The organism is Collinsella tanakaei, assembly GCF_021531055.1.
Lineage (GTDB): Bacteria > Actinomycetota > Coriobacteriia > Coriobacteriales > Coriobacteriaceae > Collinsella > Collinsella tanakaei_B.
Genome location: NZ_JADYTL010000004.1, coordinates 58,819 through 73,326, shown reverse-complemented (window position 1 = coordinate 73,326; position 14,508 = coordinate 58,819). Strand labels below are relative to the sequence as shown.

13 protein-coding genes are annotated in these 14,508 nt (G+C 63.5%); 5 read left to right on the top strand and 8 right to left on the bottom strand.

Annotated features, from left to right (window positions below; genetic code table 11):
* Positions 1-10: 10 nt before the first annotated feature.
* On the bottom strand, positions 11-1,303 hold the full coding sequence (serS, locus tag I6E04_RS05010; protein ID WP_235422071.1) for a serine--tRNA ligase: 1,293 nt from the start codon (positions 1,301-1,303) through the stop codon (positions 11-13).
* A gap of 127 nt (positions 1,304-1,430) precedes the next feature.
* Between serS and I6E04_RS05005 the strand changes: the two genes are divergently transcribed.
* Positions 1,431-1,598, top strand: coding sequence for a DUF6724 family protein (locus I6E04_RS05005; protein WP_235422070.1), 168 nt, complete (start codon positions 1,431-1,433; stop codon positions 1,596-1,598).
* A gap of 303 nt (positions 1,599-1,901) precedes the next feature.
* On the opposite strand, the gene glyA is transcribed toward I6E04_RS05005, so the two are convergent.
* Positions 1,902-3,155, bottom strand: a complete 1,254-nt coding sequence (glyA, locus tag I6E04_RS05000) for a serine hydroxymethyltransferase (RefSeq protein ID WP_235422069.1) — start codon at positions 3,153-3,155, stop codon at positions 1,902-1,904.
* Positions 3,156-3,431: 276 nt separating this feature from the next.
* Here glyA and I6E04_RS04995 point away from each other — a divergent pair, with 276 nt between their 5' ends.
* Positions 3,432-4,451, top strand: a complete 1,020-nt coding sequence (locus I6E04_RS04995) for a hypothetical protein (protein WP_235422068.1) — start codon at positions 3,432-3,434, stop codon at positions 4,449-4,451.
* A gap of 87 nt (positions 4,452-4,538) precedes the next feature.
* Here I6E04_RS04995 and I6E04_RS04990 read toward each other — a convergent pair whose 3' ends face one another.
* From I6E04_RS04990 to I6E04_RS04980, 3 genes are all read right to left on the bottom strand, one after another.
* Positions 4,539-5,375: a PRD domain-containing protein gene (locus tag I6E04_RS04990; protein WP_235422067.1), complete on the bottom strand. Its 837-nt coding sequence runs from the start codon at positions 5,373-5,375 to the stop codon at positions 4,539-4,541.
* A 104-nt stretch (positions 5,376-5,479) separates the two neighbouring features.
* Positions 5,480-7,636: a PTS transporter subunit IIABC gene (locus tag I6E04_RS04985; RefSeq protein ID WP_235422066.1), complete on the bottom strand. Its 2,157-nt coding sequence runs from the start codon at positions 7,634-7,636 to the stop codon at positions 5,480-5,482.
* Positions 7,637-7,978: 342 nt separating this feature from the next.
* Positions 7,979-8,158: a hypothetical protein gene (locus I6E04_RS04980; RefSeq protein ID WP_235422065.1), complete on the bottom strand. Its 180-nt coding sequence runs from the start codon at positions 8,156-8,158 to the stop codon at positions 7,979-7,981.
* A 308-nt stretch (positions 8,159-8,466) separates the two neighbouring features.
* Here I6E04_RS04980 and I6E04_RS04975 point away from each other — a divergent pair, with 308 nt between their 5' ends.
* Positions 8,467-9,186: a helix-turn-helix domain-containing protein gene (locus I6E04_RS04975; RefSeq protein WP_235422064.1), complete on the top strand. Its 720-nt coding sequence runs from the start codon at positions 8,467-8,469 to the stop codon at positions 9,184-9,186.
* 30 nt (positions 9,187-9,216) lie between these two features.
* Here the strand turns inward: I6E04_RS04975 and I6E04_RS04970 are convergent, their stop codons facing one another.
* Entirely contained in the window at positions 9,217-9,414 is a 198-nt protein-coding gene (locus I6E04_RS04970) for a hypothetical protein (RefSeq protein ID WP_235422063.1), read from the bottom strand.
* 325 nt (positions 9,415-9,739) lie between these two features.
* Here I6E04_RS04970 and I6E04_RS04965 point away from each other — a divergent pair, with 325 nt between their 5' ends.
* Positions 9,740-10,540 (top strand): fructosamine kinase family protein, encoded by an 801-nt coding sequence (locus tag I6E04_RS04965; RefSeq protein ID WP_235422062.1) that lies wholly within the window; start codon positions 9,740-9,742, stop codon positions 10,538-10,540.
* Positions 10,541-10,787: 247 nt separating this feature from the next.
* Positions 10,788-12,266 (top strand): ATP-binding cassette domain-containing protein, encoded by a 1,479-nt coding sequence (locus I6E04_RS04960; protein ID WP_235422061.1) that lies wholly within the window; start codon positions 10,788-10,790, stop codon positions 12,264-12,266.
* A gap of 39 nt (positions 12,267-12,305) precedes the next feature.
* On the opposite strand, the gene I6E04_RS04955 is transcribed toward I6E04_RS04960, so the two are convergent.
* On the bottom strand, positions 12,306-12,863 hold the full coding sequence (locus tag I6E04_RS04955) for a nucleotidyltransferase family protein (RefSeq protein WP_235422060.1): 558 nt from the start codon (positions 12,861-12,863) through the stop codon (positions 12,306-12,308).
* A 205-nt stretch (positions 12,864-13,068) separates the two neighbouring features.
* Positions 13,069-14,421, bottom strand: coding sequence for an alpha-amylase family glycosyl hydrolase (locus I6E04_RS04950; RefSeq protein ID WP_235422059.1), 1,353 nt, complete (start codon positions 14,419-14,421; stop codon positions 13,069-13,071).
* Between the last annotated feature and the right edge of the window lie 87 nt (positions 14,422-14,508).

Here is a 14,508-nt window from a genome sequence, read left to right as displayed (position 1 = left end):
GCCGCGTTTCCTACGCGCGCGGCTCGATGCGCTCGCGCCCGCCCATGTAGGGGCGAAGCACCTCGGGGATGGTGATGGAGCCATCGGGGTTCTGGTAGTTTTCCATGATGGCGGCCATGGTGCGACCGGTCGGCAGGCCGGAACCGTTCAGCGTGTGGACGAAGCGCGTGCCCTTGAAGTGCTCGGGGTCGCGATACTTGATGTTCGCGCGGCGTGCCTGGAAATCGCCGCAGTTGGAGCACGACGAGATCTCCTTGTAGCTGTTGTAGCTCGGCAGCCACACCTCGATATCGTAGGTCTGGCGCGCAGAGAAGCCCAGATCGCCCGTGCACAGGCTGATCACGCGATACGGCAGCTCGAGCAGCTGCAGGATGTGCTCGGCCTCGGCGACCATGCTCTCGAGCTCGTCATCGGAGGTCTCGGGCGTGGCGAACTTGACCATCTCGACCTTGGTGAACTGATGCTGACGGATGATACCGCGCGTGTCGCGACCGGCAGAGCCCGCCTCCTCGCGGAAGCACGGCGTGCCCGCGGTGTACCACAGCGGCAGGTCGGCGGCGTCGAGCACCTCGCCGGCATGCAGGTTGGTGAGCACGACCTCGGCGGTGGGGATCAGGAACTGATCGTCGCCCACATGATAGGCATCGTCCTCGAACTTGGGCAGCTGGCCCGTGCCGTACATGATCTCGCGGTTCACGACCACCGGCGGGATGAACTCGCGAAAGCCCGCGGCGAGATGCGTGTTCAGGAAGAAGCTCTCGAGCGCGCGGTCGAGGGTCGCGCCGTCACCCGACAGCACGGTGAAGCGGCCGCCTGACAGCTTGGCGCCGCGCTCGAAGTCGAGGATGCCCAGGTCGGTACCGAGATCCCAATGCGGCTTGGCCTCGAAGCCCTCGGCCGCAAAGTCGCGCGGGGTGCCCCAGCGACGGCGCTCGGGATTCTCGGTCTCGTCCACGCCCACCGGCGTAGCCTCGTAAGGCAGGTTGGGCAGATGTGCCATGAAGTCGTTGAGCTGCGCCTCGAGCTCGGAGCGACGCGTGGCAAGGCCGTCGATCTTCTCGTTGACCTCGCGCACGGCCTCCTTGGCGGCCTCGGCCTCGTCGCGCTTGCCTTCGCGCATAAGGGCGCCGATCTTCTTGGACTCGGCGTTGCGCGTGGCCTGCAGCTCCTCGACCTCGGTGATCACGGAGCGGCGCTCGTCATCGAGCGCGAAGAACTTCTCGCGGTCCCACGACGTCTGGCGATTGGCCATGGCGGTATCGATCGCATCGGGATTCTCGCGAACGAACTTGATGTCTAGCATGATGCCTCCGGTTGCTATGAACCCGCCCCGCACTTGATGTGCAATTGGGACGAGCGGCATGACTGTGCACTGGCAAGTATATACTTATGTGAGTTTTCCCCAGACCGAGAAGGCGAGAAGGCATCATATGGACGCGTTTTTTTCCTTTTTGTTCGGCACCCGTGAGGGCGTTGCCGTCCTGTTCGTAGCAGGCATCGTCATCTTCGCGATCGCAGCGTTCGTGCTCGAGAAGCGCACGCACAAGATCTACGTCGACCGCGGACCCGGCGACGATAACGACAGCTTCTGGGGGTAGTGCGGGGCTGTCTTCGCGTAAGGATTCGCCGTCTCCACGAGAAACCGAGCAGGAAAGCGGGCCTACAGGCCCGCTTTCCTGTTCAAACACGGACACCCAGACACACGTAGCCCTTTACGGTTCGGTTTATCGAGGCCCCTTCGAGTAGACCGATTTCGGGCACCATAATTTACCTGCTTGTTCTTTCACCGACATGCGCCAGCTACTCGAAAGACTCCGAATAAACCGAACCATAAACGACCTCGCGTGACCGCGGCACTGATTTCAGACGAAAAAACGCTTGAACTGAACGAGATGCAACCCCTACCCCAGATCCGGATAGAGCGGATGGACGGCAAGCAGCTCGGTCACGCGGGCATGGATCCCATCGAGTACGGCCTCGTCGTCGGCGTGGAACACGGCACGGGCGATAAGCTCACCGATCTCGTAAAACTCGTCGCGCACAAAGCCGCGGGTCGTCGCGGCGGCCGACCCCACGCGGATGCCGCTCGTCACGAACGACGAGCGCGGCTCGCCCGGAATCGAGTTCTTGTTCACCGTCAGCCCGACGTGCTCCAGCAGACGCTCGGCATCACGCCCGGTCACGTCGGCGGGCGTCAGGTCCACCAGGCACAGATGGTTATCGGTCCCGCCGGACACCAAGCGCAGTCCACCTGCGACCAGCCCCTCGCCCATCGCCGCCGCGTTTTCCACCACATGTGCGATGTAGTCGGCGAACTCGGGCCGCAGGGCCTCGCCGAACGCCGCCGCCTTGCCGGCGATCACGTGCATAAGCGGGCCTCCCTGCGTCCCCGGAAACACCGCTTTGTCGATCGCGCGTGCCAGCTCCTCGTCGTTGGTGAGGATAAAGCCGCCGCGCGGTCCGCGCAGGGTCTTATGGCTCGTCGAGGTCACCACGTCGGCATAGGGCACCGGCGAGGGATGGGCGCCCGCAGCCACAAGCCCCGCGATATGTGCCATATCGACCATGAGGCGCGCGCCGACCCCGTGGGCGATGGACGCCAAGCGCTCGAAATCGATGACGCGCGGATAGGCCGACGCGCCGCCCACGATCAGGGCCGGACGCTCCGCCGCGGCCAGGCGCTCGAGCTCGTCGTAGTCGATCGTCTCGGTCTCGAGGTTCAGCCCGTAGGGCACGAAGCGGTACAGCTTGCCCGAGAAGTTGACCGGGCTGCCATGCGTGAGATGGCCGCCCTGGTCCAAACTCATGCCGAGCACCGTATCGCCCGGCTCGAGCAGGGCCGCGTAGGCGGCGAGGTTCGCGTTGGCACCCGAATGCGGTTGGACGTTGGCAAAGCGGCAGCCGAACAGCTCGCAGGCACGGGCACGGGCGAGCTCCTCGACGCGATCGACCTGTTCGCAGCCTCCGTAATAGCGACGGCCCGGATAGCCTTCCGCATATTTGTTGGTAAGCACGCTGCCCTGCGCCTCCATGACCGCACGGCTCGTGAAATTCTCCGATGCGATCAGCTCGATGCTATCGCGTTGACGGGCAAGCTCGGCATCGATCATGTCGGCAAGTTCGGAATCGTACGCTTTGAGCTGTTCGATGGCCATGGTGCCTCCTGTCGACCGCAGGGCGCGCGGGCAGCGCAGTACATCCAGCCTACGACCAAAGCGCCCGTTTTGCCAGAGCGTTTCGCCAAAGGGATAGCCGCCGTCGACGATGTGAAATGACGTCTGACGTTTTTTCGCCTGGAGGCGGATATCCCACATGTTTGGGGAGTATCCGCATACGTAAGGACTTGGTACGCTCAGCACCTCTCGCAACGTTTACCCGACGCGTCGTCCGTATACTGGTGTCAACGCACGCTTCAACCTCGAGGAGGCACCATGGCAAAGCGTCGCCCGTCGCAGATCGACCCCTTCAACGCCGGCGAACCCGAGCTGCCATGGGAGCTGCCGAGCAACGACCCCGCGCGCGACGGATTCGATGACGGGCACGTCTGCGGGCTTCCCGAAGAGGGCTACGAAAGCCCCGTCAAACGGCCGGACAACTACGATGCTCCCGACACGACGGAAGAGGCACCCGCGCGCCGTCGACCGCGCAAAAGCAGCAAGCCGATCTTGCCCAAGCGACCCCGGAATGCCGATTCGCGTGGCAAGAAGGGGTGCGGCTGCATCACCGCGTTCATCATCATGGTCGCCGCGCTTTCCATCTTCGGAGCACTCGGAAGCTGCATCTCCGAAGCCGTATACGACCTCACCTTGAATCACTCATCGCCATTCGATGCTTTCGACGACTACGACGACGTCGATGATTACGACTACGACTACGAATACGAGTACGACTCCGACGAACTCGATGCCGATGAGCAGGCGGTCGAGCAGGCGACGATCGACACGCTGGAGGCGCTCGACGAGCCCGGTGGCACCGCCGAGACGAGCATCATCGAGTACTTCACGTGGGATTTCGAGAACTTGACCGGCTTTACCGTCGAGGATGCGGGAATCGACCCTGCCGAGTACGCGGCGTGGGCGCTCCATACCGTCGACTATCAGATCCACGACGTCTATGCGTTCTCCGCCATCGATGAGGACGATGAGGCCACCGGCTCGTCGTATTTCGATATCGAACTTGCCGATATCGACTCGTGGCGCAATGACTTCTATCCCGAGGTCTTCGAGTATCTGGACGACCGCGGACTGCTCGACGAGGACGACGCCACGCTGAGCGACGAGGACCGCGCCTTCATCCAGGAACTCTATGCCGGCACCCTCGAAACGTACGCCGACGCCACGCACACCATGGAATATGCGGGCCTCGATTTCGTGCAGCGCGACGGCGAATGGGTCCCCGACGAGGACGTCTACGACAGCACGCTGGAATATCTGTTCAAGCTCTACTACTGACGCCTAAATGGAAAAACGTCTGACGTTTTCACGTCAGACGTTTTCACGTTTTCGCATGTGATGCACCCCGAGTGGAACGAGGCAGCTTCACCGCCCGACCACGCGAGCGATATGCATGGCCAGATAGCCGGCTTCCAGCTCGCTCACGGGCTTACCGAACGCCTGCTCCACCTCGGCGCACACCTGCTCGGCGATGGCATAGCTCTCCGGCGCACTCGAGCGGATCGTATCGTTCACGTCTATCGTCAGGCGCTCGCCACGCAGAATGCGCGCGGCCATGTACTTCACATGCGTCATGAGGCGGTTGTAATCCATGGAGGAGGTGTTCACCGGCGACCCGGCGATGCGCTCGACCGCCTCGATGCACGAATGGGTGATCTGCGCTATGGTCATGGCTTGACTCACGTGCGTGTCGTCGAGTGCCGCGTGCACATGCAGCGCGACCAATCCCGCCTCATCGTCACCCAAATACAGCCCCAAAGTCTCCCCCAGCCGTGTCACGCCGCGCGCGGCGATCTCGAACTCACGAGGAAAAAGCGCCCGTATATCTTCGGTCAGCGGATTGGTCACCGCGCGTCCGTCGCGCGCCCGCGCGACGGCGAAAGCAAGATGGTCGGCGAGCGGCAGCAGCATCTCCGGATCGAGCGTTCCGAAAACCGCACGCCCTTCCCCGTAGATATCTTCGGCAGCATCCAGCACGCGAGGATCCAACCGCTCGATCGCCTCGCGCGCCGCACCGCGTCCGCCCGCATCCTGCGAAAGCAGATAACGTTGAACCTCGCCTCCGCACTCGAAACCCTCCACGCGCTCGCCGGGCTTACGGCCGAAGCCCACTCCTCGGCCCACGACCAGATACTCGTGCCCATCGTCGACGTCGAAGGCGAGTACGGCGTTATGGTTCAGGGGTTTGGTGATGCGGTACATGGCAGCCTTCCCAAGTATTCGCGGACGGAGCATCCCTCGGTCACGGGCGCCGTCGGGCGATCTTCTGCAGGACCGCCCGACGGGAATCATGCGAAGGGCGCCGCCTACGCCTCGAAGATATCGATCGCGAGCAGGTCGTCACCCCGGTTCACATGACCGAAAGCCAACTGGCGCACCTTGTGGTTGTCGTCAGTGCTCGTGACAAGCACCGGCGTCGAGATGCTCGGAGCGCTTTGGGCGATCTGGGCCACGTCGAACGTCAACAGTGTATCACCGCGTTCGACCTCATCACCTTGTGCCACATGGGCGGTAAAGCCTTCGCCGCCCAGCTTGACGGTATCGATGCCAACGTGGCAGAGGATCCCCGTGCCATCCGGAAGCTCGAGTCCCACGGCGTGCTTGGTCTCGAACACGAAGGCAACCTTGGCATCGCACGGCGCCACGAGCACGCCCTCGCTCGGAACGATGCTGGCGCCATCTCCCATCATCTTACCTGCGAAAACGGGATCAGGACATGATGTGAGCGCCAAAGCCTCTCCAGCAAGGGGGCTGCCCAGCGTGATGGTCTCCATCGGCTCACGCGCCTCCTCGCTCGCTGTGGACTCGGCGTCGGCCTTCTTCGCATCCTCTTCCCCGCTCGCGGCGTCCGCTACGGGCAATGCGGCAAGATACGCCTCGAGCTCGGTCTTGATCACGTTCACCTGCGGACCGTAGACCACCTGCACGCCCTCGCCGCGTTTGATGACGCCTGCGGCACCGGTGGCCCTGAGCAGCGAATCTTCGACAAGCGAACCGTCGTGGACCGTCACGCGCAGACGGGTGGCGCAACAGTCGACGTCGCGGATGTTCGCCGCGCCGCCCAGACCTGCCGTGATCTGCGCGGACCGCTCGTCGTCAGCGGAAGCACCCGCGGCGTCTTGCGCCTGCTCGCCTTCCTTGCGGGCATTGTAGTCGGCCTTGGTGTAGAGCTTGGTCTCGGTATCCCCCTCCTCGCGACCGGGCGTTGCGAAGTCGAACTTCTTGATCAGGAACGTGAACAGCAGGTAGTACACGGCAAAGAACGCGATGCCCAACGGGATGATGAGCAGCCAGCTCGTCTTGTCGTTACCCTGCAGGATGCCGAACATGAACAGATCGAGGAAGCCACCCGAGAAGGTGAGACCGACGGTGATGTTGAGCAGGTAGCACAGCATGTAAGCGAGACCCGCGAACACGGTGGAGATTCCGAAAAGCACCGGCGCGACGAACAGGAAGGAGAACTCAAGGGGCTCGGTGATACCGGTGAGCATGGAAGTCAGTGCCGCGGAGAGCAACAGGCCGCCGACGACTTTCTTGCGCTCGGGCCTGGCCGCCTGGTACATGGCGAGCGCAGCACCGGGAAAGGCGAAGATATACAGGACGAATTCGCCGGTGAAGCACCAGGTACCCGCCGTGGAGAAGTGCGTGACGGTGGGGTCGGCCAGCTGCGCGAAGAAGATGTTCTGGGCACCGTAGACCATCTGGCCGGCAACCTCCATGGAGCCGCCGACAGCGGTCTGCCAGAAGGGCAGGTAGAAGACGTGATGCAGGCCGAAGGGAATGAGCAGGCGCTTGATCATGCCGAACAGGAAGACGCCGACCGGACCGGCACTCGCCACGGCATAGCCCAGCGCGTTGATACCGTCCTGAACGGGCTGCCAGATGAAGAACATCGCGATGCCCACGAAGGTGAACACGACTGTGGAGATGATCGGCACGAAGCGCGAGCCGCCGAAGAACGAAAGCGCTTGGGGCAGCTGGATCTTATAGAACTTGTTGTGCAGCGCCGAGGTGCCCAGGCCCACGATGATGCCACCAAAGGCGCCCATCTGCAGCGAGGTGATGCCAAGCACGCTCGCGGTCGCGCCGTCGATGAACTGCTCGACGCCGCCGGTGAGGGTGATCATGGCCGAGATCGCGGAGTGCATGACGAGAAACGCGACGGCAGCGGAGAGCGCCGCGACCTCTTTCTCGGCGCGCGCCATGCCGATGGCCACGCCCACGGCGAAGATGAGCGGCAGGTTGTCGAAGATCACGCCACCGCAGGCGGAAAGCACCGTAAAGACATCCCAAGCGATGGTGCCGGGCCCCATGATGCCCAGCAGGTTGTACGTGGCGAGGGTGGTCTCGTTCGTAAATGAGCTGCCGAGACCCAGAAGCAGGCCGGCCACTGGCAGAACCGCGATGGGAAGCATGAACGAACGTCCCACGCGCTGAAGGATTCCGAAGATCTTGTCCTTCATGTACGCCTCCTAGCGTCCATGCGCCCTGATGACGGGCGCGGATGATTCCGGGATGACCCGGACCGAATGTCGCTGGCTTGGAGGAGGCGAAAGAGTTGCAAGATGCGCTGGGCGGAAGCGATATGCCGGCATGAAAAAAGCACCGACCGACGACATGTCCGCGACGCTTGCGCCGCCTCGAAAGCCGAAGGTTAGTGCCTGCCTACCAGTAACACGCCTTACGTATGCGATTAGATGTCATTCTGCCGTTTTCGGATAAACCAACGGAAGAGGCAGCACGGCGAACGGCGGAAATTCGGAGGTGGACGGCATCGTAGCCATTTTGAGTTGCACGCTCGGAACCTACTTTCGCTTCGTGTGCTCGCCGTCCTTTCCCCTGAAAGCAACGAGCTCCAGAAGCAGGGCGAGGACGGCGAAGGTCGGCCAGGCGCCCGAAATGCCGAAGGCGGCGATCACTCCTGCACCCGCCGCCGACGCGAGCGCGCCGCCGCCGCGCAGCGAAAGGGATTGGACGGAGGCCATGCTCGCGCGCTCCTGCGACGGCACGGCGTTGTGCAAGACCGTCTGCTCGATAACGCTTCGCGCGGCGATGCACACGTAGTACAGCGCGTACCCTGCGATAAAGATGCCGATACCGGAGGCGGTCCCAAGAACCAGCAGGCACAGTCAGGCTTCCTCCTTCCCGCGGCCCAGGGCGGGCAATCCGGCTACACCGCCTCTCACCTGCGGGGCAACCGGCAGTTGACACCTCTTGGCGCCCTTTCGGTATGGCGGGCGGACGACACCGGTAAAATCTAGGTGATACGACATCCGCTTTCGGGGAGGCACCGATGGCATCCCTCCGCAAACCAACGTGCGACCTTGGGCAAGCCCTTCGTGCCGCACGGCGATCCCGTGGCCTCACACAAGGACAGCTCGCCATACGCCTAGGCGTGACACGACAGGCGATCTCGAAATGGGAACAGGGACAGTCGCAGCCCGACCTGTGCAATCTCAGGCGACTCGCCGAGGTATACGGCTGCACCGTCGATGAACTGCTGGGCACCTCCGCGCATGATCCGGCACCCGGCACGCCAGGCGACCCCATACCTTCGACGGAGATCACGCCCTCCGAAGGCGCGCGCATCATGCGCGACCGCTCGCTTGTGTGGAAGCACGCCCTGGTCTCAGGATGTCTGCTGGGCTTCGGGTTGGCGGCGACAGACACCCTGTGGCACGCTTACGACCCAGCAACAACCCCTTGGCTGCTGTTCGTCTATTGCGCCGTGGCGCTCCTCTGTACGGCCAAGCTGTTCGGGTACTACGCGGAGTTTTGCCAGCGTGGCGGAACGCGACTCGCACCGGCTCTCACCTGCGCGCTCATCGCATTCGCCTCGGTGGTACCGCTCGTTTTCGGTGCTTCGCCTACCGTCATGGCCCTTTGCGCGCTCGCCGGCTTCGCATGTATCGTATGCGCCAACCGCATATTCGCCTGGCGCCTGCTCTACCAGCGCGCATGGGATCCGCGTGAGGACTTCCGCGACCCCTGGGGCCGCAAGCGCCACGCGTGAAAAACGTCAGACGTAAGGTGACGCGCCCCATTAGTCGCCGATGACGTCGAGACCCTCGATGCCCAGGCGGTCGACCGTCTCGCCCGTCATCCACAGCTCGTCGCGGTTGCGCGAGATGAAGTCGCGGCTGCCCTCGGCGATCTCGTGGGCGGGCGTTCCGTCGATCGGCAGCTCGTAGAGCTCCTCCTCGATGGTGACGACCTTGTAGTCATCGCCGGAAAGCGTCACGCCGCGCAGGGTGATCGCGTCGTTATCGAGCCCTCCGGCGCGCTGCTGCCGAGCGAGTTGAAGAAACGACGCCGATCGCCAAGAAGATGACCAGCAAAATGATCGCGACGGTACGTCCCTTACCAGGTACTGCCATGATGCCCCATCTCTCGATCATTGGTTGAACATTATGATCACGCGTGAGATTTCCCAGCTTCTCGGCCACATAAACCAACTTTTGATGTAGAAAAACCCCTGGGGTTATCTTACATGGCATGTAGAAAAACCCCTGGGGTTATTCTACATGGGAGGAGGACTGGTGCCGAGGTTCGAGCAGGGAAACGTCGTGAAGACAGGATCGCCTACGAGCGATGAGCTGCTCTGTGAGGCGGCGGGCCTGCGCTGGCTCGCCGAGGCGGAAGGCAGCGGTGGCATCCGCATCGCCCGCGTGCGCGAAGCATCGCGCGAGCGTCTTGTGGAGGAGCGCATCGAAACCGGAGCGCCCACGCGCGCGGCGGCGCGGCGCATCGGAGCCTCCCTCGCCCGTATGCATGCCGCCGGAGCCCCCTGGTGGGGCTGCCCGCCACCCGAGACGCCGGATAGCGCCGCGGGCATCGGACGCGCACTGACCCCGTGGGCTTCGCGCGACGCCGCATCGAGCTGGGGCGCGTTTTTCGCCGAGTACCGCATGATGTACTACGTGCGCCTGCTGCGCGACGACGGCTCGTTCGGGCATCGCGAAGCCGAGCTCCTCGAACGGGTCGCCTCGCGCGTCGCAGCCGGCGAGTTCGACGCCCCGCAGCCCGTCCTCGTGCGCGAAGCGGGCGTTCCGTGCGCTCGGCTGCACGGGGATCTGTGGGCAGGCAACGTGCTCTACCTCGCCGATGCGAACGCCCCGACCAGCGGCGCCCTCATCGATCCCATGGCTTACGGCGGGCACGCCGAGACCGATCTGGCCATGCTCCAGCTCTTCGGCTATCCGTTCCTCGAGGACGTGCTCGCCGGCTACGATGAGGCGTCCCCGCTCGCCGACGGCTGGCGCGAGCGCGTGGGCCTGCACCAACTGGCACCGCTTTTGCTCCATTGCGTGCTGTTCGGCGGCGGCTACATCCCCGAAACCCTCGCTGTCGCCCGCCACTACGCCTAACCGACCGACAAGATGGTGCCAGGTACAAACTTGTCGCGACAAGTTTGTACCTGGCACCATTTTGTCGGCTATACTGGGGGCTGCCGGCCGAGTGGGACACAGGGCCCCGCAGCGCGTGTGGCGGCGCCATCGGATCGGCAGAAAGACAGGACACGGTGCGGATTCGCTAGACAGCTCATCGTTTGACGAACCCTGCGCATGCAGGGAGGCCCCGCGGCGCATGCCGCGTGTCACCAGGAGTATGTCTATGCAACTTATGCTATCCGGCGTGTCGTTCGCCTACCCCTCCGCCCTCGAACCCATCCTCTCAAACGTGACCGTCACCTTCCCCGTCGGCTGGACCGGCCTGCTCGGTGACAACGGCTGCGGCAAATCCACGCTCGCGCGCATCGCCTGCGGGAAGCTCGAGCCCGACACGGGATCGGTCACGCACGGCCTCGTCTGCGCGATGTGCGACCAAGAGGTCGACCGCTCCCCTGACGGGCTGTACGATTTCGCCGCGGATTACGGCCGCGAGGCGCGCGAGCTCAGACGGATCTTCCATATCGAGGACGATATGCCGTGGCGCTTCGACGAGCTCTCCTTCGGTGAGCGCAAGAAGCTCCAGATCGCCACGGCGCTTTGGCAGCATCCCGACGTGCTCGTCGCCGACGAACCGACCAATCACCTGGACGTCGATGCTCGTGCCCAGCTCACCGCGGCACTCGCGCGCTTCCGCGGCATCGGCATCCTCGTCTCGCACGACCGCGAGCTGCTCGACGCGCTCGTCGATCGCTGCGTCTCGTTCGAGCCCGGCGGACGCCTTGTCGTGCGCCCCGGCGGCTACACGGCGGCGCACGGCCAAGCCGAGTTGGAGCGCGCGACGGTGGCGCGCGAGCGTACGCAGGCAAAAGAACAGCTCGGCCGCCTTGCCGCCGAGCAGGACCGGCGCGCCCACGAAGCGGCACGCGCGGCCGCGCGGCGCAGCAAGCGCCATATCGATCCCAAGGACAAGTCAGCGAAGGCCAAGATCGACCTCGCGATCTACACGGGACAGGATGGAGCCGCCGGCAAGTCGGCCGTGCAGATGAACGCCCAAATCGCCGCTGCGAAAGCCCGCGTCGACGCAGCCTTCGTCCACAAGCGCTACGACGGGGACCTGTGGCTCGACGCGCATGCCAGTCCGCGCAAAACCGTGGCGCACATCCCCGCGGCCCTCATCCCCTGCGGCCTCGGCGAGCTCGCCATCCCCGAGCTCTACCTCGGCAACACCGATCACGTGGGGATCGTCGGCCCCAACGGCGCCGGCAAGTCGACGTTGCTCGCCCACATGCGCACGCTGTTCGCCGCCGATCTTGAGGTTCTCGATATCCCGCAGGAGCTAGATGCCGAACAGCGCGCTCAGGTCATCGCCGCCGTTCGCGAGCTTTCGTCCGCCGAACGCGGCCAGGTCCTCTCGACCGTGGCGCAGCTCAACTCGGATCCCGACCGTATCCTCGAGGGTGGACGCACGAGCCCCGGAGAGCTGCGCAAACTCATGCTCGCCCTCGGTATGCTGCGCCATCCCGTCCTCATCATCATGGACGAACCCACCAACCATCTGGACCTGCATTCGACCGAAGCGCTCGAACGCGCGCTCGCGGGCTACCCGGGCGCACTGCTGCTCGTGAGCCACGACCATGCGTTCCTGCATGCGTGCACCTCACGCACCTGGGAAGTCCGCGACGGCGCCGTGCAGGAACGCTAAGCATCACCCGACAAGTTTGTACCTGGCACCGTCTTGTCGCTACTCGGCTTCGCGGTCATAGATCAGCTCCTTGTCCCGCTCGATCGCCTTTCTGAGCGATTCGTTTTTGATACTGCCCGCCGTGACCACATCGACAGATCGTCCCGTCTCCTCCTCGATGCGCTTCGAGTAATACGTGAGATCGCGCAAGGTGAAGCGCACGGAAGAATCGATTTCGAGACGAATGTCGATATCGCTCTCGTCGTCGAACGTACCTCGCGCAAACGATCCGAAAAGATACGCACGTCGCACGGAGGGGAACTCTTTGCAAGCGCCGATGACCGCATCTATGACGAACCGCTTATCAGCGATAGCCCCATGTTGTCTGCGCACAAGACGCAAGGTCTCGGAAACCTTTTCCTCAATCCTCTCGAGCGCGGTTGCCGCGTCGCCTTCGCTCTCGGCAGCGATGCCGAGGGACAGGAAGTGAAGAAACGCATCGGTCTTGCTGAGGCGATGCTCAGTCGCATATCGCTCAACCGTATCGACGAGGACGGGAGGAAGGCGCAGCGATATGGCGACTCTCGTCTCTCTTGCCGGTGCAATCGAAGTAGTCATAGCCCCTCCGATCGAGTAAGTGTATTGCAATTGTATCACACACGGAAAGCGACAAGAGACTTTCCGAGGTCAAGCGTGCCACCTGCCCGAGTGTCAGCGCTGCAAGCTGACACCAAGCGTCAGGTCCCGTCTTGCCGACAGGTTTGCGACAAGTTTGTACCTGGCACCATCTTGCGACAAGTTTGTACCTGGCACCATCTTGTCGCTATCGTGCTGCGAGGTAGCGGACCTCGAAGGGCGCGAGCTCGAGCGTACCGGCGAGCTCAACGGGCACGGCATCCGCATCGAGCAGGTCCGCGAACGTGCCTGCAAGCTCGCCCGTCTGCAGTGTGAACGGCTCGTCGACGGCGTTCACCGCCACGAGCACGCGCTCGGCGGGCAGATCGCCGCATGCCTCGACCGCGCGCTCGAACAGCAGCTGCTTGTTGGTAATCACCACGTTGCGGTACGTGCCGTAGTTAAGCGCGCGGCATCCGCTACGCGCCGCGATGAGACCGCGCAGCCACTCCGTCAACTCGTTGGGCGCAGGCTCGACGAACTCCGGACGCAGGTCGTAATCGTCATGCGCGCCCTTTACGCCCGTCTGCCCCCACTCGCTGCCGTAGTAGAGGCACGGGATGCCCGGCATGCCGAACAGCACACCGTACGCCGGCCGGATGCAGCGCGGCTCGGTGAGGATGCTCGCCAGACGCGTGACGTCGTGGTTGTCCGCAAAGCTCAGCAGGTGCAGCCCGCGGTAGATGCACCACGGGTCGCCGCCGAACTGACGATGCAACGAATGGGCGATCTCGAACATGTTCTGCGAATTGAAGCTCGAATACAAACCTTTGTAGCACTCGTAGTTGGTGCACGAGTGCAGCATCTGGTCGTTGACGAGCTGGCTGTAGTCGCCGTGCAGGGTCTCGCCGATCAGCACGAACTCGTGCTCGGGACCGGATGACGCCGTGAGCTCACCCGCCACGCCGCGCAGGCGACGCATGAAATCGTGGTCGAGCGAGTAGGCCACATCCAGCCGCAGCCCGTCGATCATGAACTGCGCACGCCACCTGCGCACGCAGTCGAGCAGGTACTCCACCACCTCGGGATTGCGCAGGTTGAGCTTGACCAAATCGAAGCAGCCCTCCCAGCCCTCGTACCAAAAGCCGTCGTTAAACGCTGAGTTGCCGTCGAAGTTGGTGAAGAACCAGTCGCGATAGGGCGAGTCCCAGCGCTTCTCGCGCACATCCCGGAACGCCCAGAACTCACGGCCGACATGGTTGAACACGGCGTCGAGCACCACGCGGATACCATGCTCGTGCAGAACGCGTACGACCTCGGCGAAGTCCTCGTTCGTACCCAGACGGCAGTCGATGCGATGCAGGTCGCGCGTGTCGTAGCCATGTGCGCTCGACTCGAACACGGGGTTGAGCAGCACGGCGCCCACACCGAGCTTTTGCAGGTAGGGCGCCCACTCGGCCACGCGCCGGATCCGATGTGCCTGCACGCCGTCGTTTTGCAGTGGCGCACCGCAGAAGCCGATGGGATAGATCTGGTAGAACGTGGTCTCGTATGCCCACATGGCAGCCTCCTTGCCATCGAATGGTCCGAGGCAAGTATACCTGCTGGCAACGGCCAAGGTGGGTAGCAGCGCGGCGGTGGGAAAATA

Coding starts and splice junctions, on each gene's coding strand:
- serS (WP_235422071.1), bottom strand. CDS start 1,303: ATGCTAGACATCAAGTTCGTTCGCGAGAATCCCGATGCGATCGATACC.
- I6E04_RS05005 (WP_235422070.1), top strand. CDS start 1,431: ATGGACGCGTTTTTTTCCTTTTTGTTCGGCACCCGTGAGGGCGTTGCC.
- glyA (WP_235422069.1), bottom strand. CDS start 3,155: ATGGCCATCGAACAGCTCAAAGCGTACGATTCCGAACTTGCCGACATG.
- I6E04_RS04995 (WP_235422068.1), top strand. CDS start 3,432: ATGGCAAAGCGTCGCCCGTCGCAGATCGACCCCTTCAACGCCGGCGAA.
- I6E04_RS04990 (WP_235422067.1), bottom strand. CDS start 5,375: ATGTACCGCATCACCAAACCCCTGAACCATAACGCCGTACTCGCCTTC.
- I6E04_RS04985 (WP_235422066.1), bottom strand. CDS start 7,636: ATGAAGGACAAGATCTTCGGAATCCTTCAGCGCGTGGGACGTTCGTTC.
- I6E04_RS04980 (WP_235422065.1), bottom strand. CDS start 8,158: ATGGCCTCCGTCCAATCCCTTTCGCTGCGCGGCGGCGGCGCGCTCGCG.
- I6E04_RS04975 (WP_235422064.1), top strand. CDS start 8,467: ATGGCATCCCTCCGCAAACCAACGTGCGACCTTGGGCAAGCCCTTCGT.
- I6E04_RS04960 (WP_235422061.1), top strand. CDS start 10,788: ATGCAACTTATGCTATCCGGCGTGTCGTTCGCCTACCCCTCCGCCCTC.
- I6E04_RS04955 (WP_235422060.1), bottom strand. CDS start 12,863: ATGACTACTTCGATTGCACCGGCAAGAGAGACGAGAGTCGCCATATCG.
- I6E04_RS04950 (WP_235422059.1), bottom strand. CDS start 14,421: ATGTGGGCATACGAGACCACGTTCTACCAGATCTATCCCATCGGCTTC.